This is a genomic window from Bacillus sp. Cr_A10, assembly GCF_029222665.1.
Taxonomy (GTDB): Bacteria; Bacillota; Bacilli; order Bacillales_A; family Planococcaceae; genus Psychrobacillus.
The window spans coordinates 55,204-78,462 of the sequence record NZ_JARHXR010000001.1 but is presented as its reverse complement, the minus strand read 5'-3'; the positions used below and the strand labels follow the sequence as shown (position 1 = coordinate 78,462).

Below are 23,259 nucleotides of genomic sequence, written 5' to 3'. Positions count from 1 at the left end.
GGTTCTATGGTAAAGTGAAGGAGATAGGAGTGACCGGAATGCTGGAACATGCACGACAATTATTACAAGAATACTTTGGATATGAATCTTTTCGTGAAGGACAAGAAACGATTATTAATTACGTCCTAAACGATAAATCTAGTTTATGTGTAATGCCGACGGGTGGAGGAAAGTCATTATGCTATCAAATTCCATCCTTGATGCTTGAAGGAACAACAATTGTTATTTCACCATTGATTTCACTTATGAAGGATCAAGTAGATACATTAATACAGGCGGGAATTCCAGCCACTTTTATTAATAGTACATTAACTGCAGAAGAAGTAAGGGAAACAATAGCAGAAGTGCAAAATGGTCAATATCGTTTGCTTTATATAGCACCTGAGCGGTTAGAATCCCAAAGTTTTTTAAATCAATTAAAACGAGTGAAAGTGCCACTTATCGCAGTGGATGAAGCACATTGTATTTCTCAATGGGGACATGATTTTCGTCCAAGCTACAGGTCCATTCACCGATTGAAGGAAGTTTTTACTGAGCAACCGAGTGTTTTGGCTTTAACTGCCACTGCTACACCAGATGTAAGAGCAGATATTTGCCGAATTCTTCAAATAAAAGAAGAAAACACGGTTATAACAGGGTTCGCTCGCTCAAATTTATCTTTTTCGGTTGTATTAGGGCAAGACAAAAATAAATTTTTAAAAGATTTTATTAAGAAGAATAACAAGGAAGTCGGGATAATTTATGCCGCGACAAGGAAGACTGTCGATCTTCTATATGAACTATTAACAAAGTCTGGTGTTCAAGCTGCAAAATATCATGCTGGCCTTCCTGAAGCTTTTCGTAACAAAGAGCAGGAGCGTTTTTTGACAGATGAAGCGCAAGTAATGGTAGCAACTAATGCATTTGGAATGGGTATTGATAAATCAAACGTAAGATATGTAATTCATTACCAATTACCAAAGAATATGGAAAGTTATTATCAAGAAGCAGGAAGAGCTGGACGGGACGGACTTCCGAGTGAGTGCCTTGTGCTATATGCGTCACAGGATGTTCAGACGCAACGCTTTTTAATAGACCAAGCATTGGACCGTGAACGAATTCCACAAGAACTTGAAAAACTCCAAGGGATGGTTGATTATTGCCATACTGAGAATTGCTTACAACAATTTATTGTGAACTATTTTGGAGAACCTAATGGGGAACCATGTGGTCAGTGTGGTAATTGCACTGATACGAGAGAGATGAATGATGTTACGAAAGAAGTGCAGATGATATTATCTTGTGTTGTACGCATGGGGCAGAAATTTGGAAAGACAATTACAGCACAGGTTTTAACGGGTTCTCAAAACAAAAAAGTAATGGAATTTGGATTTACTAAACTATCTACTTACGGGATATTAAAGGATAAATCGTTAAAAGAAGTGTCTGGACTAATGGAGTTTATGATATCGGAAGGATTACTTTCGGTTAACCATGGAAGCTTACCGACCATCTATGTATCGGACGCAGGAAAAGATGTATTACTTGGAAAAAGAAATGTTATGCGAAAAGGCATCGCGGTGACAAAACAAATTGCGAAGAATGACCCATTGTTTGAGGGATTAAGAATACTCCGGAAAAAAATTGCGGACGAAGCCGGTGTACCACCGTTTGTTATTTTTTCTGATAAAACACTACAAGATATGTGTGTGAAGCGTCCGCAAACCGAAGAAGAATTGTTAGATGTACACGGAGTCGGTGCTAATAAAAAAGAAAAATATGGAGAAGCTTTTCTCGAAGAAATTCATCGTTATAGCACAGTGTAATTTTTATGGGATACTACTGTTAAATTAGAAGGAACATTAATTTTCTTCGCATCCTCAGTAGATATTTCTACAATAACCGATTGCTCTAAAATTTTAAAAATAGTACCTTGTACTTCGTAATTATTACGTGTAAAAGAGATCTTCTCATCAATTTTCCGTGCTGCTACGAAGTCTGAAACTTCTTTTGGTTGTCGTTGGAAACTCATGTGGTTGCCTCTTTTCTATTTTTATTCGCAAATAAAGCGATATATTAATTATATCATAGTTAGCTTGTTATAAGATGTTAAGGAGATTATTTAAGTGCTCTTTCTCTTTAATTAATATAATTATATGCTTTTAGTAGGAAAAGATGTTTTTCGAATAACAACTTATGATAGGCTTAAGTAACATTTCTTCGGGTTATAATATACTAGGATAGAGTGAATATAGTTGAGACACCAATTTTGATAGATGAAAAAGGTACATGAAGAGCTTTAGAAGATTCAGATATGTTCGGGATTAAAATAGGGAAGTAAAGAGGAGTTTATGCATAGTGCATTTTAAAGAATTGAAGTTAGATGAAAAGATCTTAAAAGCCATTGAACAATTAGGCTATACAGAGCCAACAGAAGTGCAACAAAAGGTAATTCCTGTTGCCCTTGAAAAGCGGGATATACTTGTTAAATCGAAAACAGGTAGCGGAAAGACAGCTGCTTTTGCGACACCATTATGTGAGCTAGTAGATTGGGAAGAAAATAAGCCTCAGGCATTGGTGCTAACGCCAACGAGAGAATTAGCAGTTCAAGTCCAAGAAGATATAACGAATATTGGTCGTTATAAACGAATTAAAGGACTAGCTTTATACGGAAAATCGCCTTTCGCGAAACAAAAATTAGCTTTAAAACAAAAAACACATATCGTAGTAGGGACACCAGGACGAGTGCTGGACCATATGGAAAAAGGTACGCTTGATGTTTCTAAAATTGAATACCTCGTGATTGATGAAGCAGATGAAATGTTGAATATGGGCTTTTTAGAGCAAGTAGAGTCCATTATTAAGCTACTTCCAAAAGAACGTACAACCATGCTTTTCTCAGCTACTCTATCCGACGAAATAAAAAAATTAAGTAATAAATACATGAGAGACGCTGTATCAATAGAAATTGCTGATAGCGAAGATCAAGCTCCAGATATTGAGCACTTGAAGTATGTAGTAAAGGAAGAGCAAAAACAAGCATTCCTAGAAAAGCTAACGATACTAGAAAACCCAGATAGTTGTATTATTTTCTGCCGTACGAAAGAGCGAGTGGATCAGCTTGTGGATGCCCTTGATGCGAAGGGTTATACTGCTGACAAAATTCACGGTGGGATGATGCAAGAGGACCGTTTTGAAGTAATGGACGAATTCCGAAAAGGTGAATTCCGTTATTTAATTGCGACAGATGTAGCTGCTCGTGGAATTGATATTGAAGATATTACACATGTTGTGCATTTTGATGTCCCTCTGGAACAAGAAAGCTATGTCCATCGTACTGGTAGAACTGGCCGAGCGGGACGGAGTGGAAAATCAATCATGCTAGCTACTCCACATGAAGATAAATTTGTAAAAGAAATTGAGTCATTTATTGGTTTTGAAATACCCGCAGGACCTGATGTTTCTGATGAGTCAGTATCAAAAAATCGTGCAGCTTTCGACTTGAAAATGCAAGAGCAACCAGAACTGAAAAAATCCAAAGGTGAACAGTTAAATGCAAACATTACAAAACTGTATTTCAACGGAGGTAAGAAAAAGAAACTGCGCGCTGTGGACTTTGTAGGCACTATTGCTAAAATAGAGGGTGTTTCTGCTGATGACATTGGAATTATCACGATTCAAGACAATGTTACTTATGTAGAAATACTGAACGGCAAAGGTCCGCTTGTGTTAAAAACAATGCGAAATACTACAGTAAAAGGGAAACAACTAAAAGTTCATATAGCACATAAATAAGAAGAAGGAGTACTTTCCTTCTTCTTTTTTTTATCGTTTTCATCCTTTTTATAAAGAGAATCTCTTAGTAAGATACAATAAAGGGAAGAGCACAAATTATCAAAAAAATCATTTCATGGAAATTTATAATAGAGCTTATAGGGGGCGGTAAATAGATGGATTATTTTAATAGAATTCAACATGCAATTGAATTTATAGAAAGCAATCTACAAGAGGAATTGAATATAATAGAAATCTCCTCAAAATCTTATTTCTCGGCTTTTCATTTCCAACGACTATTTCATGCTATTACAGGTTTTTCTGTACAAGAGTATATTAGGAGTAGAAGACTTTCGGAGGCAGCAAGGCTACTAAAGAAGAAAAAGAACATATTAGAAATAGCGATATCCTTCCAATATGGTTCACAAGAAGCGTTTACTCGTGCTTTTGTGAATCGCTTCGGTATAACGCCTGCAAAGTATCGTAAGGAAGAAATGAATATAAGAGAGCAGAACAAAATAAACTTTCTAGATTATAAAAATAAAATAAATGAAAACTTATATTTGAATAAGCCAGAAATTATAATGCTTGAGAAGATCCACATTACTGGCTATGAATACTACACAACTTTAATAAATGAAGACTATTTTGGTGATATTCCAAAATATTATATTGAATTTGGAGAGAAGGAGCGTTATCTTCGAATACCAAATCGAATCTCTCCTAATATGGCCTACGGTATATCTACTGACTTTAATAATAATGGTCAATTTTCGTTTATAGTAGGAGAAGAGGTGCACAAATATAATAGGGATTTAGAAAAGGGTTTTTTAAATATAGAAATACCTGAGGGTAAGTATGCGTTATTTACAGTTAACGGAACATCTGATTTAATCCAAAATACGAGAAGATACATATACGGGACATGGCTGCCTAACTCTAATTACGAAAGAAAAGAGGGGCCAGATTTTGAGATTACGGATGTTTTAAGATCAACATATCCAAATGATATGAAAATGAAAATATACATTCCAATTGAGATTTAGTATGAGGAGAGAAGAGATGGATATGGATATAATGTTTGATCACTTTCCAGTATTGGAGTCAGAAGAACTAATTCTTGGGAAAATAGAAGAAAAACATTTACAGGATTTGTTTAGATTATACGATAATGACAAAGTTTTTGAATACTGTGGGATCATCCCAAAGCACAATATACAAACGGTAAGCAAAATGATTGGCCATTTTGAGAGAGACTATCAAAAAAGAAGCAGAATCAAATGGGGAATTTTTCAGAAGAAGGATAGTCAAAAATTATTAGGAATAATTGAATGTATGGATTTTAACCAAAAAGTTAACTCGGTTACTATTGGATACTATTTGGCTGAAGAGTGTTGGGGCAATGGAATTGCGACAAAATCAGTACAGCTGATAGTAAAATACTTGTTTGGAGAAGTTAATTTGAATAGAATTCATGCAGAGGTCATGCCTGCCAATGAGGTTTCGAAGAAAGTACTAAATAAGAATGGTTTTATAAGAGAAGGTCTGTTAAGGCAAGCTACCTTGTGGTCAGGCAAAGGGATTGTCGATTTAGAGATTTACAGTTTGCTTAAAGAGGATTACGTAGAATAAAAAAATGTGTGCCTACTTGAAGACGAGTTTATGCAGCATTACAAAAACTCGTCTTCTATAAACTTTCGATAAGATGTCAGTATGCCATCTGGTAAATGTTTAGGTGAATAAAATTGAAGACTAATTGTTTCGTTTTCATCTGGTGTGATATTTCCAGTATATTCATATGTTTTATAGACAGCTGTCACAGAGTAAAATTTATCCCCATTTGGATTTTCCGAATAATAATCTGGCCCAGAATATACGTTGCATAATGTTAATCTACCAAGTCGGAGTCCTGTCTCCTCTAGAACCTCTCTTCTTGCGGTATCTTCTAAGCTTTCTCCTAACTCCATTAACCCACCAGGCAATCCGAAAACTCCACGCTCTCGTTCCTGCAACAATAATTCCTTTTTATCATTAAAAATAAGTACAACAGCTCCGGGAAGTATCAGTGGGTCATGTCCAACATATTGTCGTAGTTGTTTGTAATATTCCATATATTCTTTGTCCTTTCAAAAGCAAAAGTCTTGCTAACAGTATAGAACAAAAAATGGTAAGATACATTATAAAGTGAAACCTCATGTATTATGAATCGTATTAGATAATAACGAAATTATTCGAGGATGTGAGCACTAGTTGACGAACAAGCGTTGGTTTCAAGTGGGAGTAGCCATTCTCCTTACATTATTAATAATTTTTATGTTCATGAAAGTGAAAACAATTTTTTCACCATTAATAATTGTCGGGCAAACAATATTTATCCCATTATTAATTGGTGGTGTCTTATTTTATTTATCAAGACCCCTTCAGAAATGGTTGGAGTCAATAAAGTTCCCAAGATGGGCAAGTATCATATCGGTGTTTATCGTAATTGGGTTAATCGGTTGGGGATTTTATGCATTAATAGGACCACCACTTACAAAACAAGTGAATGACCTAGTGAAAAATACACCGGCATTTATTAATGAGGTAGAGGACTTAACAAAATTCGCATTTTCTCAAAAAGACAAGCTGCCAGATCTTCCGGAGTCCGTTCAAAAAACGATAGAAGATACGACGGGCAAAATAGACACGATTGCAGTTTCTATTGGTTCTTTGTTAATCCGATTCATTCAAAACTTGTTCCAAGGAATATTCTTACTAGTTCTTGTTCCTTTTTTCCTTGTATATATGTTGAAGGACCATGAAAGGTTTGCACCTTTTATTGCGCAGTTTTTTAAAGGGGAAAAGAAAACTTGGATTCGAAAAACATTAGCCGATATTGATGATACATTACGTTCTTACATTCAAGGGCAATTATTTGTAAGCTTTTTAGTCGGACTTATGTTATTCATCGGTTATTTTGCTATAGGCCTAAAATATGCCTTGCTACTTGCATTATTCGGCATGATGATGAATGTAATCCCGTTTTTAGGCCCTTATATTGCGGTAGTGCCTGCTCTAATTATTGCATTGATTCAAGAGCCGAAGCTTGCAATTTACGTAGCTATTATTATGCTCATATCTCAACAAATCGAAAGTAATTTTATTACACCAAATGTAATGGGTAAATCATTGGATATTCATCCGTTAACTGTAATAACAATTATTTTAGCAGCCGGTAATATTGCAGGCTTATGGGGGATTATTTTAGGTGTCCCTACTTATGCAGTAGTTAAATCAATACTAAAAAATCTGTATGCTCATCGGGAAGGAATAAAGGATGCTGCCACAGAATCAATATAGATAGAGGTGATCTCATGACATTTCAATCAAAAAGAGATCGGTCATTTATTAATCTAATTATTATAGCTGTAATCATCATAGCTATAGCGACACTTTGGCCAGTTGTATTTGAGTTGTATTTTACTGAGTCTCCTGACTTAGTAGCCATTTGGATAATGGTTATCTTATTTGTAGTGATGACAGGGTTTATCCTATGGATTTCTTTTGATATTGAATACACTTTTAAAGAAGATTACTTATTAGTCCGTGGAGGTTTTTTTAGAAGTAAAATTCCATATGAAGACATAACAAAAGCGAATCCGACATCTCAAATTCTTGTTGGATACCGAATTCTTTCCTCTAAGGATGCCTTAGAGATTCATTATAAAAAGGCATTCATGGGAAGTGTTATTATCTCTCCTGAGAATCAGAAAGAATTTTTAAAGGTTTTAAAAGAAAAAGTACCGCAAATTCATATTGTAAAGTGAGGTTTTAACATGGAAAACTTCAATAAACCAAGCAATGATTTAATCGGTGATATCTTAAAAAACTATGAGAAAACAGGCGGAATGGATAATTTGAAAGGGCAAGGAAAACCTCTGTCAGATGAATATTTTTCTGGTGACATATTCCAACACTTTCAAAAAATAGCGAAGGATGCTGGATTCAAGCCACATTGGTTAAAATTGCAGCATGAAATTAGAGATGAATTAAAAGACATTGCTGAAAAGTACGTGAAGGGGCAAAAGACCGACCTACAATTCAGAGTAACAAAAGTGAATGAAAAAATTATTCAGTATAATAAGTCTTGTCCACCTCCTATGCAAAAAGGAGTTGTTCGATTAGAAACAATCGAGTCAGCAAGTCAAAGATGGTAAATAAGCAGAGCCCTACTTATATGATCTCTGTACAGTAAAGGTATCGAGAAGGTGACTTCTCGATACCTTTTATCTTTTATAGTCAGCATTGATTCCTGGCAACTCTTACAGATCACGTTCATTAAAATCATTTCTAGTAATCATGATCCGCCACCCCGAAAGAATTGTACGTATTTTTTGTAAACGCTTGGATCGATTGGAGCGGAGGGTGGCGACTCCAGCGGGAAAAGCGGGACAGTCGAGACCCTGGACGGAGCGTAGCGAAATTAATTTTTGAGACGAGCTTGCGCAGGAGCAAGGGAAGCGGCTCGGCCCCGCCAGCGGAAAGCGTCCGCCAGGAGTGAAAATCTACAGTCTGTACAGAGCCCTATTTATAGTGGAGCTCTGTTTTTTATATTGACGAAAATCTTATTTTTTATTATGATACCTTTGTGTTAACTTGTTGTTGCATAAAGTTAACTCATTTTACGTAGGGGGAAATTATATGAGAAATAATCGTTTGAAAATGATGATTGTCGCAGCTTTATTTGCTGCAATAATTGCAGTTGCTGCCCAACTGATGATTAATATTCCGCCAGTACCGTTTACATTAATGACAATAGCGGTAATGCTGACAGCAACGATTCTTGGGAAAAAATATGGATCCTTGGCGGTTACTGTATATGTTTTAATGGGGTTAGTAGGAATTCCTGTATTTGCAGGTATGAAGAGTGGATTGGGAATCATTTTAGGTCCAACAGGAGGGTATCTTATTGCCATTATTCCAGCAGCTTTGTTTATAGGATGGTACTTAGAAAAATTTAAACATACGAAAGTCCAAGCGATTATCGCAAATATGATAGCCGTTCTTATTATATTAATTATTGGAACAGTTTGGCTAAAAGTCGTTGCAGATCTTCCATGGAATGGTGCATTTAAAGGTGGAATGCTTCCGTTTATCTTACCAGATCTTGCGAAAGCAGTAGTTGCAGCTCTGTTAGGGGTTATTATTAGAACACGTTTAGTATCAGCAAAACTAATATAACAAAACAAGCTCCGAGGTGGCTCGGAGCTTGTTTTGTTAGTTTGGGGAGTACCGTTCTTCACTTATAGAACGATCTTTTGTATGGTGGTGGTAGTTTTCGTCTTGTACTTTCATGTTCAGTTCTTCCACTTGAATGGCATCTACTGTTTGCATGTCTTCATGCATATCGAACAAACTTTGTTTCGTTGTTCGGACCCCATCCGGGTTATCAAGAAATGGACCTTCAGCATCTTTACGAACTCTATCCTTCATTTCTTACGAGGTTTAAAAGCATATGGCTTAGTGCGTGTTGCTCTTCTTTACTTCCACTATTCCATAACTGTTGTAGAAGATGTTCTTCACGGTTTCGAGGATCCTCATGCTTTGCTAAGTAGCCAGCCACTTTTTCAGTAGCCTTTGCTAAAGCCTCGTCACTTAAGCCCAATTTTTCTCCAGCAGCAACTTTTTCAGATAAATAAGATTTGAATGCAGAAAAGTTTTTTAGAATTTCTTCTTTTTCTTCTGTACCAATGCTATTGAGCTTATTGTCAATGCGTTCATCTATTTTGTTTCCCAAGCTTTCTCACTCCTTTGATATTAGACTCTTATTAGCTATTCCCAAAGCTAAGTCAAACATGCATGAGAAAAGTTTATTTTATTTTCAAACAAAAAGTTGTATTCGTAGGCATAGTTTCTGTCTAGTCTACAAGGCTTTCCATATTTCAAATGGGGCAGAATCCACATTTTTGAAGTCCGGGAATATCCTTTGAAAAACAGCAAGTAGTTCGTACGGTTGTATTGATTAAATCAGAAGGGCTTTTGCCTTTCAAATAATGAGCTAAAAAAGATTTTGTTGTAAATTTTTTCCAAATGTCTTCATCCTGGAGTAGCAACCAGTCTTCCTTCGCTTGTATCGAAGTTACGGGATTATCCATAAAAACATAGTAATGCCACAGTAAATAGCCAAAAACATTCTCCCATAGAGTCAGAGGAGAAATACTACATTGTGACCGAAGCTGTTGGATAATTGTATAGCATTGCTGATGCCAAACCATTTGAATATCATCGGCGCGATGATCACGTACATCCCGGTAATATTTTGATGGGATATATGTGCTAATGGTTTTATTTCCGTACTCAGTTGTTGCAAAGTAGTGAAGTTCTTCCAGTGGTCCATCCCAAATTTCATCATATAAAGTCATCATATAAAATTGCATCGAGACGAACATCCCGACTCTTCTCATGAAGAATGAGGCAGCAATAGGATCATTGGAAGCTCCAGAGATTAACTTAATTACAGGGAGTGCCATATCTACGTTTTTTGCATGGAAAATGGGAGTACCACTTGGTTCAACATACACACTATAATTATTCAATTGTTTGATTTGGTCATTCGTTAATGTTGTCATAACCCTAGTATACAATTTTTTTAATTTTTAGTTGACTTTTTAATTGAAAATGATTATCATTACCATATAGAAACTTACTCTTAATGTGAGAAGGTTCTAACAGCGACTTTTCTCCAATCGTAGCTGATCATCGCACACTTAACCCCCTCAACGTTAAGTCAGTGCATTCATGTTATCGGTAACCAATGTGGTTGCCGATTTTTTTGTGCAAAAAAAGACCAAATGTATTTCATCACGTAATCGAATTAAAGACAAAAAATAAAATTGTTTAATGTGGAATGTATAGCTAATACTAATGGTATAAAATTCGAAACAAAGTCAGTGATCGCCTTGTTTTTTGTAGAAAATTATAGGTCATTGTGCAGCCTTTCACTAAATTGACTTTACTACACTAAATCATTATAATTTTCAGAATATATAGCTATTTAGGAGTTTGAGTTCCTAAAATGCCAATAAAAAATATATAAAGGGAGAAGTGAGGAGATGGATTTAAAAACAAAAGCTTTAAATTTACACCGAACGTATAAAGGGAAGATGGAGATGATTTCAAAGGTACCTATGGAAAGTATGGGGGATTTGAGCTTAGCTTATTCCCCTGGAGTTGCAGAACCTTGTATAGAAATAAAAAATAATCCATCTACTATTTATGATTACACGATGAAGGGAAACTTAGTAGGAGTAGTTACGGACGGTACAGCCGTTTTGGGTTTAGGTGATATCGGACCTGAAGCAGCATTGCCTGTAATGGAAGGAAAGTCAATTTTATTAAAACGTTTTGCCAATGTCGATGCTTTTCCAATTTGTTTAGACACAACAAATGTAGATGAGATTGTGCAAATTGTAAAAGCAATAAGTCCAACCTTTGGAGCGATCAATTTGGAAGATATCTCTGCTCCACGATGCTTTGAAGTGGAAGATCGACTTCGACAAGAATTAGATATACCTGTATTTCATGATGATCAGCATGGAACAGCTATTGTCGTTGGTGCGGGACTACAAAATGCAGTTAAGTTAGTTCAAAAGGATATTCCTTTATTAAAGGTTGTTATAAATGGAGCAGGTGCGGCCGGAATGGCCATTTTAAGAGTTCTTCAACAGCTGGGTTATCAACAGATAATCATGTGCGATTCAACCGGAATTATTTATGAAGGTAGAGAACAGGGTATGAATCCGGTTAAAGAGGCAATTGCAAGCACTACGAATCCATTAGGTTTAAAAGGAACATTAAAAGATGCTATGGATGGTGCAGATGTATTTATTGGAGTTTCTGTAGCAAATATTCTAACGAGAGAATTAATTGATGCAATGAATCCTAATCCAATTGTTTTTGCATTAGCAAATCCTACGCCTGAAATTGCTTATGATTTAGCAAAAGAGTGGGGAGTTAAAGTCATTGCAACGGGGCGTTCGGATAATCCGAACCAAGTAAATAATGTATTAGCTTTTCCAGGAATTTTCAGAGGGGCTCTAGATGTAAGAGCGACTGATATAAACGAAGATATGAAGCTGGCGGCAGTTCAGGCAATTGCTTCTCTTATTGACGAAAATGAGTTAAGGGAAGATTACATCATTCCAGATGCTTTTGATGAACGTGTAGTAATTGCTGTTGCAGAAGCGGTTAAAGCAGCGGCAATTGAATCAGGCGTGTCTATCCTTTATCAACCAGCATTAAAAGAAGTATAGGTCTATAGAATAGTTTTAAGATGGTGTTTAATGTTGAAAATAGCAATTCTAATCAACTAATAAAGAAGGTTAATCGTAACGACCGTCAATAATTATCGGAAAAGAAAACCAGAACATTAGAAAGTAAGGTCTACATCAAATGATGTGGACCTTTTATTATCCAAAGGGGGAGCTGGAGGGAATTTTGTCGGTAGTGTGGAAAAAGTGCTCGGAGAATATAAACTATAAGGGCAAAAAAATTGCAGGGTTATGAAGTAAAATTATTCATCGCCCTGCAAATTTTATTTTGTTTTTGGAACGAGCAGTTTAGAATTTAAAACCTTCGTATAGTAGCTATGTAAAAACATTCCTAAAATAATAATAGCAAGTCCGATTAGGGCAATTGGTGCAGGTAAAGGAACATGAAGTAACCACATTTCACCGATAATAACGAAAATAATTTCCGTCGATTGAGTCGCTTCTACTGCTGCGAGTTTACCTTGATGGTCACGAACACGGTCAGTTGCCATAAAAAATAATATGGTGGCAATCACACCCGAGCTAACCGCTACAATAAGCGATTGAAAAACTTGGTCCATAGATGGTAGTCCTACCGTGAAAATAGCGTAAATAGATAATATAATCCAAGCGGGCATCGATGCGATTGTCATACCTAAAACGCGTTGAAAGGTATCTAATCTTCCGTTTAAATGATCCATCATTTTTCTATTTCCGAGTGGATAAGCAAATGCAGCCACAATCACAGGTAAAACTCCTAAAAAGAACATGCTCATCTGAACGGATTCTGTATTTGGAATTTGGATTAAGATAATGCCTATTAATATAATGAGAGAAATAAAAAGTGATACCATTGGTATTTTTTGTTTAATCAGCTCACCGTCTATTTTTAAAGCAAATAATGGGGCAAGAAGAACACCGGCGATAATTGTAAATTGCCACATGCCTGATATTAACCAACCTGGTCCATAAGCTGCTGCAAAGGTTAGAGGTGCGTAAAATAATACGAATCCAACAAAGCTCCAAACGAGCCAAGTAGACGGAGAAGCTTTCATTTCCTTAAATGTTGTGGATAACCCTTTTTGATAACCGACTATGATCAATAAGAAAGGCACCATGAAAAAGTATCGGAGGGAGGAGCTCCAAAGCCAGCTCCCACCCGATATTTCCATTGATCGATTAAGTATAAAAGTTACTGCAAAAAATAATGATGCTAAAACTCCTAATAAAATTTCACGCACAGGTACACCTTCTTTAAGCTTGTTTTTCGAATGATTGAATGATTCCTTTTAGGACTTCCGTTGATTTTTCCATTACATCTACTGATATATATTCATATTTACCATGGTAGTTTTCTCCACCAGTAAAGACATTTGGAGTTGGCATTCCCATGTAGGAAAGCTGAGAACCGTCTGTCCCTCCACGAACTGGAATAATTAGAGGGTCGATATTGAGTGAGATCATTACTTCTTTTGCTACATCGACAATTTCCATTACAGGTGAAATTTTTTCACCCATATTGTAGTATTGATCATTTAATTCCACTGAAATAGCGCCTGTACCGTATTCTGCTTTGATTTTATCGGCAGTGTCTAAGAACAATTGCTTTTTCGCTTCGAATTTTACTCGATCATGATCACGGATGATATAGCTTAACTCTGTTTTTTCAACGTCTCCGTTAAAGTTCATCAAATGTATAAATCCTTCATAGCCCTCTGTTTTTTCAGGTACTTCATCCACTGGCATATGTGATTGGAACTTAGTCGCGATAGTAATAGAGTTCACCATTTTTCCTTTTGCAGAGCCAGGATGAACGCTTGTACCGTTCGTTATAACTTTTGCTCCAGCAGCATTAAAGCTTTCAAATTGCAATTCACCAAGTGGACCTCCGTCCATTGTATATGCAAATTTTGCTGCGAATTTTTCTACATCGAATTTATGTGGTCCGCGACCAATCTCTTCATCCGGAGTAAAGGCAACACGAACTTTTCCGTGTTTCACTTCAGGGTTTTGGATGAAATATTCCATAGCTGTCATGATGATAGCTATCCCGGCTTTATCGTCAGCACCTAAAAGTGTTGTGCCATCCGTTGTAAGCAAAGTATGTCCGACATAATTTGAAAGCTCAGGGAAGTCTTTAACAGTCATAACTGTATTTTCGTTCAGTTGAATGTCTGATCCGTCGTAATTATCAATTCGCTGAGGGTTTACATTTTTCCCTGTATAATCTGTAGCTGTATCCACGTGAGCTAAAAACCCGATTGTCGGAATTTCCTTATCTGTATTGGAAGGTAATGAAGCAAATAAATAACCGTTTTCATCTAAAGTAATTTCTTCTAACCCAATCTCAGCTAATTCTTTTTCAAGTACATGGAGCAGATCCCATTGACCTTCCGTTGATGGGCAGGTTGTGCTTGATGCATTAGATTGTGTGTCTATTTTTGCATAACGAGTTAAACGCTCGATTAATGTTTCTTTCATGAGAAAAAATCCCCTTTCCAAATTAAAAGCATATATTTATTTTAGCAGATTCTTTCGAGATGCGGAATAATGAGCATATATGCTATAGGCAAATAAAAACTGGGCTCCATAATAGGAAATCATTATAAGAGCATCAGAAAAAGGAATAGATATTATAAATCGATTAATAGCAAGCACCGAGTCCGAAAAAATAAATGAAATAGCACCAATAATTGCGAATTTATTTGCTGTTTGAAGAGCATTCCAACCCATTAATAAAATAACAACAATATAAATTACCACAGCAAAAGCTAAAATATTTTCTCCTTCTGCCCAAAGAGTCCCAGCTATCCATAATACCATTCCAATTCCATAAGCAATTAGAAGAGCTGCTGCCCACTTTGGAATAGTCGATACTTTAATATGGCGGAACGCAAAAATATACCAAATATGTCCAATTAAAAAGGTAATGAGTCCAGCGATAAACCAATAAATTAAACCATCCGCCCACATGCAAATAAATAGACCTATCATGATTAGCGATTTATATCTTTTTGATTCACCGGATGGTTGGATAAATGCAAAAACTAATATCAAAAACATCGGAATTATCTTAAACATCATTTTAATTCCTATAGGTTCATCCGGTATAAGGAAAATATACGTAACTCCCATTATTGCTATTAATAGACCTAAAATTTTACTCCACATAATAATACATGCACCCCTTTACTATACATTCGTTTTTTTCATTAAATATCCTGCCCTATTGTACGGGTCAAAAAATAAAAAAAGAACAAGCATCTCGGTAGATACTTGTTCTTAGATATTAATCAACAGGAGGATTGCTTGTTACATATGTTCCAGCGATAAAATCATGGATTGCACGCTTATCTTCACGTAAGCCTACCATAAAAGCACTAACAATCAGACCTATTCCTAATGTGACTACATATACGAAACCTGCTACAATAACACGCATAAGCATTGTTCCAAAACCTAGTTTGGTGCCATCAAATTTGACGATACGGATGCCTAACATTCTTTTGCCTACTGTGTATCCGGTCCATAATACTGGAACAATAAGAGAGTAAAGAAGATTTCCAAAGCTAGTGATTGGTGATTCCTGCCAATGACCGAAAAGAAGAAAGCTAATAATAGACAATGGAATACCTATTATTATAAAGTCTAATAAACTTGCCCCTAGTCGTGCCCAAAAACCAACTGGATTCAACATGTTGCAACTCCTTTTTTATTCTTTTCTATTTAACTATAAAGCTGCGTCATCAACGCCATCTAAATACTTCTCAATCGAACCAATAACGGACTCGACACAGCCTTCTTCAAATGGAGAGATTAAATTTGCCTCAGCTACTAACTTAGTGAAAGATTTCGAACCACCTAGCTGGCAAAGGTGTAGATAATCTTTCCAAGCTGCTTCGTGATCTTCTCTGGAACGCTTCCAAAATTGGAACGCACAAATTTGAGCCAACGTGTAGTCAATATAATAAAACGGACTTGCATAAATATGACCTTGGCGTTGCCAGAAAGCACCAGCTTCCAAATAGCCATTTCCGTCATAGTCACGATGAGGTAAATAAATTTCCTCAATCTTTTTCCAAGCGGATTTACGCTCTTGAGGTGTCATTTCAGGATTTTCATATACGACATGTTGAAATTCGTCCACTGCAACCCCATACGGCAAGAATAGAAGGCCGCCGCTCAAATGTGCAAATTTATATTTTTCTGTTTGTTCTTTAAAGAATAATTCCATCCAAGGCCAAGTAAAAAATTCCATACTCATCGAGTGGATTTCACAAGACTCAAATGTTGGCCATACATACTCAGGTATACCTATATTACGGCTTGTAAACACTTGGAATGCGTGACCTGCCTCATGTGTCAACACATCGATGTCTCCAGATGTTCCATTAAAGTTTGAGAATATGTAAGGAGACTCATAGTTATCGATAAATGTACAATAACCTCCAGATTCCTTCCCTTTTTTCGCTACTAAGTCCATTAAATCTCGGTCAATCATGAATTGGAAAAACTCTGCTGTCTCAGGAGATAACTCATCATACATTTTCTTTCCATTTTCAACGATCCATTCCGGAGAACCTTGTGGTGCTGCATTCCCAGACAAGAAATTCAGAGATTCATCGTAGAACTTTAGCTTTTCAAACCCAATTCTTTTTGCCTGACGCTCATAAAGTTTTGTTGCAAGAGGAACGATGAAATCACGAACTTGATCACGAAATTTTTTCACCATTTCCGCATTATAGTCAATGCGATTCATACGTATATAGCCAAGCTCCACAAAGTTTTTGTATCCAAGCTTTGTAGCAATCTCATGACGTACTTTTACAAGCTGATCATATATGTCATCAAATTTATCCTCATGTTCTTTGAAAAAGCCGAATCTTGCTTCCGTTGCTTTCTTACGTACTTCTCTATCAGTTGATTCACCGTAAGGTCCAAGCTGGGCAAGTGTTAATGTTTCGCCGTTAAATTCAACTTGAGCAGAAGCAACAAGCTTAGAATAGTCAGAAGCCAATTTATTTTCTTTCTGCATAAGTGAAATTACTTCTGCGGAAAATGCTTTAATTTGAAAATCAGCAAGATCAAATAATTGGCTTCCCCATTTTTCTTCTAATTCTTTACGGAATGGAGAAGCGACTAGTGCTTTATAATATTCTGTAATTAATTCTTCAACCTCTGGGTTTTTTTCATCAAAAAAATCACGCTCTTTTTGGTAAAACTCATCATTCGTATCAATCGATGCACGAATGTACACTAAATTAGCTTGTGTTGAATAATCATTTCGAAGTGCATTTAGTTCTTCAATTGCAACACTTTGTTCTTCAACGGAAGTAGCCTGTTTGAATTTTGTTAATGCATCATTAAATTTTGTTTTTTCTTCTTCTAAATTTGGTCTTTTGTACTCATAGTCCTTGAATGTAACCAATAAAATTCTCCTCCTGTACGTTCTTTCGAAAATCGAAAGGTCTCATTTCCATTGTTCATTATTTTCAGATTTATTGCAACAATAATTTACAATTGATTTTAAACAAACAATATTATATTATGTCTATTATATAATAAATATTTATGGAGTGTGTTTATAAAATGGAGATATCTGAATTATTTTGGGATGCAAATGCAGAACAATTGAAAGTTGGTTATGTGGAAGAGAAGGAAGATTATGTTTGTTTATTATGTGGTGAAAGAGTGGAAAAGGGAATTATTTATCCAGAAGCCACTGTTTTGTATGAAGCGGAACGTTATATGAAACACCATATTGAAAAGGAACATGTATCTGTATTTCATTATTTAATTGGATTAAATAAAAAATTAACAGGATTGACAGATCATCAAAATAGCTTACTTCGATTGTTTTACGAAGGTAAGAGTGATGCAGACATACAGGCAGAATTAAGTATTGGTAGTGCCTCTACGATACGTAACCACCGATTTGTATTGAAGGAAAAAGAACGCCAAGCAAAAATCTTTATAACGATGATGGAGTTGTTAAAGGAAAAAGACAGTCATGCACCAACCTTTTTGCCGCTTCATAAGACTGCAACGATGGTGGACGAACGATATAACATTACGAAAGAAGAGCAAGAAGAGATAGAAAAGAAGTTTTTTTCTAAAGGTATAGATGGTCCTCTCATAAAATTTCCGAAAAAAGAAAAACAAAAACTGGCAACTCTTAGGGTGATCATACAACGATTTGACTTAGAGCGAGTATATAAAGAAAAAGAGATAAATGAGGTACTAAAAAATGTATATGCTGACTATGTCACATTAAGACGTTACTTAATAGAATATGGGTTTTTAGATAGAAAAGATGACGGCAGTGAGTACTGGGTGAAAAAATAAATACGAGGAGTGGGGAAATTGGATCGTAAAATGGAACTGAAACAAGCATATAAAGAAGTAAAGATTGAAGGTGGAATTTATGTCATAACGAATAAACAAAACGGTAAAAAATTCGTTGGATCCACACGAAACTTCAAGACGTTAAATGGCACGAAGTTTACTCTAGAAACAGGGACACATACAAATAGAATACTTCAAGAAGAATGGCAGCAATTTGGCAAAGATGCGTTTGAAATTGAACAAGTAGAGACGCTGAAAACATCAGAAAATCAATACGTAGACGAAAAGAAAGAACTAGAAAAACTTTTAAACAAATGGATGGAGCAATTACAACCATTTGGCACTAAAGGGTATCATACGAAGAAAGAGTGACCAAGAAAGGCTTCCTAATAAACGAGGAAGCCTTTTAATTATATTTGGAGAAATTACTTTACATATATAATCTTTGGTTTTGGATGAAAAATTCTTTTATAGAAAATATAATACATTATCTAGCTATGCAAGGTGACTTGATTGCATATAATACAGCTACATTTAGATTATATAGCTAAAACATAATGTTTGATGTAACACTAGAAGTGATTTGACATGGCTATAAAGTAGATACATGGATTCGTAACAAGTGGGGAGACAATGCATTTCTAACCAGGAAGTAGGGCTGTAAACAAGGAACTCGTATTTCAAGATGTATTTGTAATTGTTGCAGATATAAAAAATAACTCCGAGGGATTCGGAGTTATTTCCCAACAATATAGGTCTTTAAAAGTGCGGCGCGCTCACGTAAGCGTACTTTCGCTTCTACCACTTCGGGGGTCTGTGCTGCTACCACGTCTGTTTTCCATTCTAGCTTTTTGGCAAGTATTTTTGCTCGCTGTAGGTGATAGTCACTCGTAATGATCGTTATAGACTTTACGTTATCTGGCAAAAGCTCTTTAGAAAACAACAAGTTTTCATAAGTAGATGTCGACTGATCTTCAATGATTAGCCTCTCTTCTGCTATCCCATTCTCCAAAAGAAAATTTTTCATTACGACCGCTTCCTCAATATCTTCATCGTCTCCTTGTCCTCCAGAAAGTACCAGGGTGACATGAGGATATTCGTTTGCATACGCAAGTGCTGATTCCAATCTGAATTTTAATGCAAGCGAAGGAATATTACCTTCTTTTACTTTTGCACCAAGGACAATGGCGTAATCGTTGGAACCGTCAGCTTTAGGGTTTAATCCTTCATCCATCCATTTGCTAGTTAGCATCCACAATCCAACTCCGCTGGAAGCGAGAACAAATAAAGGGATAAGCACAATCCACCTCATTTTTTTAGACATTCCAATTCACTCATTTCTTTATAAAGAAGGTTTTTTTCTTTTTATAAAAGTAGAAATTCTCATCTCTTCCTTACGAGCTAAACGACGAAAGTTTTCGATATGCAATATGAGTGCCATCACGAATAAAAAGCTTGCAATTGCAATTGGTATATATCCTTCTGAAAACCATATAGCCTCGCCTAAAAAAACAAAATAAAAAACAAATACTCCAATTAATAAATAGTCCGTTAAAAAAGTTGTGCCAATTAATAATAAAAGTCCGATCAATCCTAAAGGCCAATAAATTGCAAAAAGTATGCCGATTACAGAAGCTGTCCCTTTTCCTCCCTTAAATCCTGTGAAAATGGGAAAGTTGTGACCTAAAATGACAGCAGCCCCCGCTAAGTAAAGAAGTGCATCCTGTTCTAATACTGAAAAGTTACCATATTGCTGCATAAAAAATCGTGTGCCAATAATAACCAATACACCTTTTATTATATCGATGAAAGCTACAAGTATTCCGTATTTCATTCCAAGCACAATAGCTGCATTAGAAGCACCTGAGTTTTTAAGACCTTCTGCTTTAATATTGATTCCACTAAAAAACTGAGCAATCTTTGAACCATGAATGGAACCAATTAAATAACTAACTACTAAAATACAAATAATCCATATTACCATTACAACACCTCCAAAAGTAACCCCCATACATTAAACGTACAAGCCTAAAAGAAGTTTCAGAATTTTTATAAAAAGTACTTGACGTACAGATTAATAGAGTCTTATACTGTGTAACAAGATGGAATACTAATCTAATACTCTTATCAAGAGTGGCGGAGGGACTAGGCCCTACGATGCCCGGCAACCAACAAGTTTTAAACTTGGAAAGGTGCTAAATCCTACAAATTCACGCGAATTTGGAAGATAAGAGGAGGAATATGCGAAACCGCACCCCTCTTCTTAAAGAAGAGGGGTTTTTGTTGTTTAGTCGATTTACGATACGTTTTCCGGCTAAACATAAGTGCTTTCGTATTTCTCAAAATCCTCTCCCGCCTCCATATGCGTCCATCTAAAACTATTATTTAGGAGGAATTCAAAATGACAAATTTCCAACCAGAAACACTTCTTTTACACGGTGGTCAGCAACCAGATCCAGTTACAGGTTCACGAGCAGTGCCAATTCACAAAACAACTTCTTTTGTATTTCGTGATACAAACCATGCCCAAGATTTATTTGCATTAAAAGAGTCTGGCAATATTTATTCACGTATAACTAATCCTACTGTAGATGTTTTTGAACAACGCGTTGCTCTACTTGAAGGAGGAACGGCTGCTGTTGCACTTTCTTCTGGTATGGCGGCAATTGCATTTTCCATTTTGAATATTGCGGGAGCAGGCGATGAAATCATTGCAGCGGAAAACTTATATGGTGGTACATTTAATTTATTCGCCCATACATTGCCTCGTTATGGAATTCACGTAAAATTTGTAGATTCTACTAATCCAGAGAATTTTCGAGCAGCAGTAACGGATAAAACAAAAGGTTTCTTTGCTGAAATTATTGGAAATCCGAGTTTGAATGTGCTAGACGTGGAGAAAGTTTCAGCAATTGCAAATGAAGTCGGTGTTCCATTGTTGGTAGATAATACATTTGCAAGCCCTTATGGTGCTAACCCGATTAAACACGGTGCTCACATAGTTATCCATTCAGCTACTAAATGGATTGGCGGTCATGGAACAACAATTGGGGGAGTAGTTGTAGATGGTGGTAACTTTGACTGGAATTCCGAGAAATTCCCTGGTTTTACTGAACCAGATGTAACCTATCACGGACTACGATACGGTATTGATGTTCCGAACGTAGCGTTTGCCATAAAACTACGTGTTCAATTGCTTCGAGATTTTGGGCCTTCGTTAAGCCCTGAAGCAGCATTTTCTTTTTTACAAGGTTTAGAAACCCTTCATCTTCGTGTGCCAAAGCACAACGAAAATGCACTAAAAATTGCAGATTATTTATCAAACCATGAAGGGGTAGAATGGGTAAATTATTTAGGCCTGGAAAATCATCCTTCCCATGAACTTGCACATAAATATTTACACAATGGCTTCGGCTCTATCTTAACTTTTGGCGTAAAGGGTGGAAAAGAAGCGGGTAGACATATTATAGATAATATTGAAATTTGGTCGCATGTAGCAAACGTAGGAGATGCGAAATCATTAATTATTCATCCTGCTTCTACGACTCATCAACAATTAACTCCTGAAGACTTAGTGAAATCAGGTGTTACCGAGGACTTAATCCGCTTGTCTGTTGGTCTAGAGGCAGTAGAGGATTTACAAAATGCACTTGATAAAGTACTTGTAGGAAAAACAAATGTCCTCTCTAGATAGAATTTTGTTGTTAATTGGGCTAAAATAGTCTACAATATGTAAAATAGTCAATCGTAATTTTACGAAAGAGATTTTATTAAATATGAATGTGGAAGCTCAATTGTGCAAATTCATTTGGAGGAGAAAGTATGGCAAAAATAAAAGCAGCAATTCTAGGTTTCGGAACAGTCGGCCAAGGAATTTATCACATTGTGAATGAAAAAAGAGAAGAATTAAAAAAATCATTAGGCTTAGATATTGAAATTAGTGCGATTTTAATTAACAATTTGGCAAAAGAAAGACCTGAAACGCCTGGTATTCTAGTAACAGACGATTTCGAGGATATTATTAATATTCCAGGTCTTCAAGTAGTGTTTGAAGCGATTGTGAACGAGGAACCAGCTTATAGCTATTTATGTAGAGCGATTGATAAGGGATGTCATGTGATAACGGCGAATAAAGTGATGTTCTCTAAATATAGTATTCAACTTCATGAACGTGCTAAGTCACGAGGCGTATTTATCGGATATGAAGCTACAACAGCTGGTGGCGTTCCAGTAATTAAAACACTTAAAAATTTACTACAAGTGAACTCAGTAAAGAAAATTCAAGGTATTTTAAATGGAACATCTAACTATATTTTGACACAAATGCGTTTAAATGAATGTCAGTTCGATGATGCTCTACAAGAAGCGCAAGCTCTAGGCTATGCTGAAGCAGATCCATATAATGATATTTCTGGTCAAGATGCATTCCGTAAGTTGATGATTCTTAGTGCACTTGCATTTAGAAAACAACCAAACTGGGATGATGTACGTGTAGTTGGTATTAACGAGATTTCATTAGAGGACGTGAAAAAAGCAAAGGCAGAAGGATTTCGTTATCGCCATGTAGCAGAAATTGAGCAAGACGAAAATGGAGAGCTTTTCGCTTCTGTAGGACCACAACTTGTTGGTCCTGACCACCCGTTATATGCAATTGAGGGTGTAAACAATGCTGTTTCCTTAGATACAAACTATATCGGTACACTTACACTAGTTGGTCCTGGAGCAGGTATGTACCCAACTGCAAGTGTCATGGTAGAAGATTATGCAGAGATTATCGGCAAACGTGCAGGCTTTATGATTACCATTTAAATTATCTCATGTTTAGGGATTACTAAGTACTGTTCAACAGATATAAAAAGAGAAAGGGTGGAGT

The 23,259-nt window shown here is 36.1% G+C and carries 25 protein-coding genes and 1 riboswitch; of the genes, 13 read left to right on the top strand and 12 right to left on the bottom strand.

Annotated features, from left to right (window positions below; genetic code table 11):
- Nucleotides 1–38: 38 nt before the first annotated feature.
- Entirely contained in the window at nt 39–1,805 is a 1,767-nt protein-coding gene (recQ, locus tag P2Q73_RS00420; protein WP_275782692.1) for a DNA helicase RecQ, read from the top strand.
- Here recQ and P2Q73_RS00415 read toward each other — a convergent pair.
- Nucleotides 1,790–2,011: a DUF2187 family protein gene (locus P2Q73_RS00415; RefSeq protein WP_053591003.1), complete on the bottom strand. Its 222-nt coding sequence runs from the start codon at nt 2,009–2,011 to the stop codon at nt 1,790–1,792. The genes recQ and P2Q73_RS00415 overlap by 16 nt on opposite strands.
- Nucleotides 2,012–2,334: 323 nt before the next feature.
- Here P2Q73_RS00415 and P2Q73_RS00410 point away from each other — a divergent pair, with 323 nt between their 5' ends.
- The 3 genes from P2Q73_RS00410 to P2Q73_RS00400 all read left to right on the top strand — a co-directional run bounded on the left by P2Q73_RS00410 (nt 2,335) and on the right by P2Q73_RS00400 (nt 5,385).
- A complete protein-coding gene (locus P2Q73_RS00410; RefSeq protein WP_275782842.1) occupies nt 2,335–3,774 on the top strand; it encodes a DEAD/DEAH box helicase in 1,440 nt (479 codons plus the stop codon).
- A gap of 155 nt (nt 3,775–3,929) precedes the next feature.
- Nucleotides 3,930–4,799, top strand: coding sequence for an AraC family transcriptional regulator (locus tag P2Q73_RS00405; RefSeq protein ID WP_275782688.1), 870 nt, complete (start codon nt 3,930–3,932; stop codon nt 4,797–4,799).
- A gap of 16 nt (nt 4,800–4,815) precedes the next feature.
- Nucleotides 4,816–5,385: a GNAT family N-acetyltransferase gene (locus tag P2Q73_RS00400; protein ID WP_275782685.1), complete on the top strand. Its 570-nt coding sequence runs from the start codon at nt 4,816–4,818 to the stop codon at nt 5,383–5,385.
- Between the two features lie 38 nt (nt 5,386–5,423).
- On the opposite strand, the gene P2Q73_RS00395 is transcribed toward P2Q73_RS00400, so the two are convergent.
- The gene (locus tag P2Q73_RS00395; RefSeq protein ID WP_275782682.1) at nt 5,424–5,864 is read right to left on the bottom strand and encodes an NUDIX hydrolase; all 441 of its coding nucleotides are present in this window, start codon (nt 5,862–5,864) and stop codon (nt 5,424–5,426) included.
- Nucleotides 5,865–6,003: 139 nt separating this feature from the next.
- Between P2Q73_RS00395 and P2Q73_RS00390 the strand changes: the two genes are divergently transcribed.
- From P2Q73_RS00390 to P2Q73_RS00375, 4 genes are all read left to right on the top strand, one after another.
- Nucleotides 6,004–7,092, top strand: a complete 1,089-nt coding sequence (locus tag P2Q73_RS00390; RefSeq protein ID WP_053590998.1) for an AI-2E family transporter — start codon at nt 6,004–6,006, stop codon at nt 7,090–7,092.
- Between the two features lie 14 nt (nt 7,093–7,106).
- Nucleotides 7,107–7,559, top strand: a complete 453-nt coding sequence (locus tag P2Q73_RS00385) for a PH domain-containing protein (RefSeq protein WP_275782678.1) — start codon at nt 7,107–7,109, stop codon at nt 7,557–7,559.
- Between the two features lie 9 nt (nt 7,560–7,568).
- Nucleotides 7,569–7,949: a DnaJ family domain-containing protein gene (locus P2Q73_RS00380; RefSeq protein WP_053590996.1), complete on the top strand. Its 381-nt coding sequence runs from the start codon at nt 7,569–7,571 to the stop codon at nt 7,947–7,949.
- 484 nt (nt 7,950–8,433) lie between these two features.
- The gene (locus P2Q73_RS00375) at nt 8,434–8,973 is read left to right on the top strand and encodes a biotin transporter BioY (RefSeq protein WP_053590994.1); all 540 of its coding nucleotides are present in this window, start codon (nt 8,434–8,436) and stop codon (nt 8,971–8,973) included.
- A 36-nt stretch (nt 8,974–9,009) separates the two neighbouring features.
- On the opposite strand, the gene P2Q73_RS00370 is transcribed toward P2Q73_RS00375, so the two are convergent.
- The 3 genes from P2Q73_RS00370 to P2Q73_RS00360 form a co-directional block, all read right to left on the bottom strand.
- Nucleotides 9,010–9,225: a hypothetical protein gene (locus P2Q73_RS00370; protein ID WP_056828936.1), complete on the bottom strand. Its 216-nt coding sequence runs from the start codon at nt 9,223–9,225 to the stop codon at nt 9,010–9,012.
- The gene (locus tag P2Q73_RS00365; protein WP_053590992.1) at nt 9,215–9,529 is read right to left on the bottom strand and encodes a DUF3243 domain-containing protein; all 315 of its coding nucleotides are present in this window, start codon (nt 9,527–9,529) and stop codon (nt 9,215–9,217) included. The genes P2Q73_RS00370 and P2Q73_RS00365 overlap by 11 nt, the downstream gene beginning before the upstream one ends.
- 145 nt (nt 9,530–9,674) lie before the next feature.
- Nucleotides 9,675–10,361, bottom strand: coding sequence for a hypothetical protein (locus P2Q73_RS00360; protein WP_275782671.1), 687 nt, complete (start codon nt 10,359–10,361; stop codon nt 9,675–9,677).
- A gap of 483 nt (nt 10,362–10,844) precedes the next feature.
- Here P2Q73_RS00360 and P2Q73_RS00355 point away from each other — a divergent pair, with 483 nt between their 5' ends.
- Nucleotides 10,845–12,044 carry an NAD(P)-dependent malic enzyme gene (locus tag P2Q73_RS00355; RefSeq protein WP_275782668.1) on the top strand — a complete coding sequence of 400 codons (1,200 nt, stop codon included), beginning with the start codon at nt 10,845–10,847 and terminating at the stop codon, nt 12,042–12,044.
- A gap of 281 nt (nt 12,045–12,325) precedes the next feature.
- Here P2Q73_RS00355 and P2Q73_RS00350 read toward each other — a convergent pair whose 3' ends face one another.
- The 5 genes from P2Q73_RS00350 to P2Q73_RS00330 form a co-directional block, all read right to left on the bottom strand.
- Nucleotides 12,326–13,282 (bottom strand): DMT family transporter, encoded by a 957-nt coding sequence (locus P2Q73_RS00350; protein ID WP_053590987.1) that lies wholly within the window; start codon nt 13,280–13,282, stop codon nt 12,326–12,328.
- Nucleotides 13,283–13,295: 13 nt separating this feature from the next.
- The gene (gene pepT, locus P2Q73_RS00345) at nt 13,296–14,522 is read right to left on the bottom strand and encodes a peptidase T (protein WP_275782664.1); all 1,227 of its coding nucleotides are present in this window, start codon (nt 14,520–14,522) and stop codon (nt 13,296–13,298) included.
- A 36-nt stretch (nt 14,523–14,558) separates the two neighbouring features.
- Entirely contained in the window at nt 14,559–15,212 is a 654-nt protein-coding gene (locus P2Q73_RS00340) for a lysoplasmalogenase (RefSeq protein ID WP_275782662.1), read from the bottom strand.
- Nucleotides 15,213–15,330: 118 nt separating this feature from the next.
- Nucleotides 15,331–15,738, bottom strand: a complete 408-nt coding sequence (locus P2Q73_RS00335; RefSeq protein ID WP_053590984.1) for an RDD family protein — start codon at nt 15,736–15,738, stop codon at nt 15,331–15,333.
- Between the two features lie 33 nt (nt 15,739–15,771).
- A complete protein-coding gene (locus P2Q73_RS00330; RefSeq protein WP_053590983.1) occupies nt 15,772–17,469 on the bottom strand; it encodes a M3 family oligoendopeptidase in 1,698 nt (565 codons plus the stop codon).
- Nucleotides 17,470–17,630: 161 nt separating this feature from the next.
- On the opposite strand from P2Q73_RS00330, the gene P2Q73_RS00325 reads away from it, so the two are divergent.
- Nucleotides 17,631–18,386, top strand: a complete 756-nt coding sequence (locus P2Q73_RS00325) for a DUF2087 domain-containing protein (protein WP_053590982.1) — start codon at nt 17,631–17,633, stop codon at nt 18,384–18,386.
- Nucleotides 18,387–18,395: 9 nt separating this feature from the next.
- Nucleotides 18,396–18,758, top strand: coding sequence for a GIY-YIG nuclease family protein (locus tag P2Q73_RS00320; protein ID WP_345798814.1), 363 nt, complete (start codon nt 18,396–18,398; stop codon nt 18,756–18,758).
- Nucleotides 18,759–19,122: 364 nt separating this feature from the next.
- On the opposite strand, the gene P2Q73_RS00315 is transcribed toward P2Q73_RS00320, so the two are convergent.
- Both P2Q73_RS00315 and P2Q73_RS00310 read right to left on the bottom strand, forming a co-directional pair.
- Entirely contained in the window at nt 19,123–19,710 is a 588-nt protein-coding gene (locus tag P2Q73_RS00315) for a YdcF family protein (RefSeq protein ID WP_231687475.1), read from the bottom strand.
- An 18-nt stretch (nt 19,711–19,728) separates the two neighbouring features.
- Nucleotides 19,729–20,370, bottom strand: coding sequence for a glycerol-3-phosphate acyltransferase (locus P2Q73_RS00310; protein WP_275782649.1), 642 nt, complete (start codon nt 20,368–20,370; stop codon nt 19,729–19,731).
- Nucleotides 20,371–20,507: 137 nt separating this feature from the next.
- Nucleotides 20,508–20,620, top strand: a riboswitch (SAM riboswitch).
- A gap of 167 nt (nt 20,621–20,787) precedes the next feature.
- Between P2Q73_RS00310 and P2Q73_RS00305 the strand changes: the two genes are divergently transcribed.
- Both P2Q73_RS00305 and P2Q73_RS00300 read left to right on the top strand, forming a co-directional pair.
- Complete coding sequence (locus tag P2Q73_RS00305) at nt 20,788–22,080, top strand: O-acetylhomoserine aminocarboxypropyltransferase/cysteine synthase family protein (RefSeq protein WP_275782646.1); 1,293 nt, start codon at nt 20,788–20,790, stop codon at nt 22,078–22,080.
- A 128-nt stretch (nt 22,081–22,208) separates the two neighbouring features.
- On the top strand, nt 22,209–23,195 hold the full coding sequence (locus P2Q73_RS00300) for a homoserine dehydrogenase (RefSeq protein WP_056828922.1): 987 nt from the start codon (nt 22,209–22,211) through the stop codon (nt 23,193–23,195).
- Nucleotides 23,196–23,259 lie beyond the last annotated feature (64 nt).

Bases quoted from the DNA above. Each gene is read 5' to 3' on its own strand.
- recQ (WP_275782692.1), top strand. From the start codon at position 39: ATGCTGGAACATGCACGACAATTATTACAAGAATACTTTGGATATGAA.
- P2Q73_RS00415 (WP_053591003.1), bottom strand. From the start codon at position 2,011: ATGAGTTTCCAACGACAACCAAAAGAAGTTTCAGACTTCGTAGCAGCA.
- P2Q73_RS00405 (WP_275782688.1), top strand. From the start codon at position 3,930: ATGGATTATTTTAATAGAATTCAACATGCAATTGAATTTATAGAAAGC.
- P2Q73_RS00400 (WP_275782685.1), top strand. From the start codon at position 4,816: ATGGATATGGATATAATGTTTGATCACTTTCCAGTATTGGAGTCAGAA.
- P2Q73_RS00395 (WP_275782682.1), bottom strand. From the start codon at position 5,864: ATGGAATATTACAAACAACTACGACAATATGTTGGACATGACCCACTG.
- P2Q73_RS00385 (WP_275782678.1), top strand. From the start codon at position 7,107: ATGACATTTCAATCAAAAAGAGATCGGTCATTTATTAATCTAATTATT.
- P2Q73_RS00380 (WP_053590996.1), top strand. From the start codon at position 7,569: ATGGAAAACTTCAATAAACCAAGCAATGATTTAATCGGTGATATCTTA.
- P2Q73_RS00375 (WP_053590994.1), top strand. From the start codon at position 8,434: ATGAGAAATAATCGTTTGAAAATGATGATTGTCGCAGCTTTATTTGCT.
- P2Q73_RS00370 (WP_056828936.1), bottom strand. From the start codon at position 9,225: ATGAAGGATAGAGTTCGTAAAGATGCTGAAGGTCCATTTCTTGATAAC.
- P2Q73_RS00360 (WP_275782671.1), bottom strand. From the start codon at position 10,361: ATGACAACATTAACGAATGACCAAATCAAACAATTGAATAATTATAGT.
- P2Q73_RS00355 (WP_275782668.1), top strand. From the start codon at position 10,845: ATGGATTTAAAAACAAAAGCTTTAAATTTACACCGAACGTATAAAGGG.
- pepT (WP_275782664.1), bottom strand. From the start codon at position 14,522: ATGAAAGAAACATTAATCGAGCGTTTAACTCGTTATGCAAAAATAGAC.
- P2Q73_RS00340 (WP_275782662.1), bottom strand. From the start codon at position 15,212: ATGTGGAGTAAAATTTTAGGTCTATTAATAGCAATAATGGGAGTTACG.
- P2Q73_RS00335 (WP_053590984.1), bottom strand. From the start codon at position 15,738: ATGTTGAATCCAGTTGGTTTTTGGGCACGACTAGGGGCAAGTTTATTA.
- P2Q73_RS00325 (WP_053590982.1), top strand. From the start codon at position 17,631: ATGGAGATATCTGAATTATTTTGGGATGCAAATGCAGAACAATTGAAA.
- P2Q73_RS00315 (WP_231687475.1), bottom strand. From the start codon at position 19,710: ATGTCTAAAAAAATGAGGTGGATTGTGCTTATCCCTTTATTTGTTCTC.
- P2Q73_RS00310 (WP_275782649.1), bottom strand. From the start codon at position 20,370: ATGGTAATATGGATTATTTGTATTTTAGTAGTTAGTTATTTAATTGGT.
- P2Q73_RS00305 (WP_275782646.1), top strand. From the start codon at position 20,788: ATGACAAATTTCCAACCAGAAACACTTCTTTTACACGGTGGTCAGCAA.
- P2Q73_RS00300 (WP_056828922.1), top strand. From the start codon at position 22,209: ATGGCAAAAATAAAAGCAGCAATTCTAGGTTTCGGAACAGTCGGCCAA.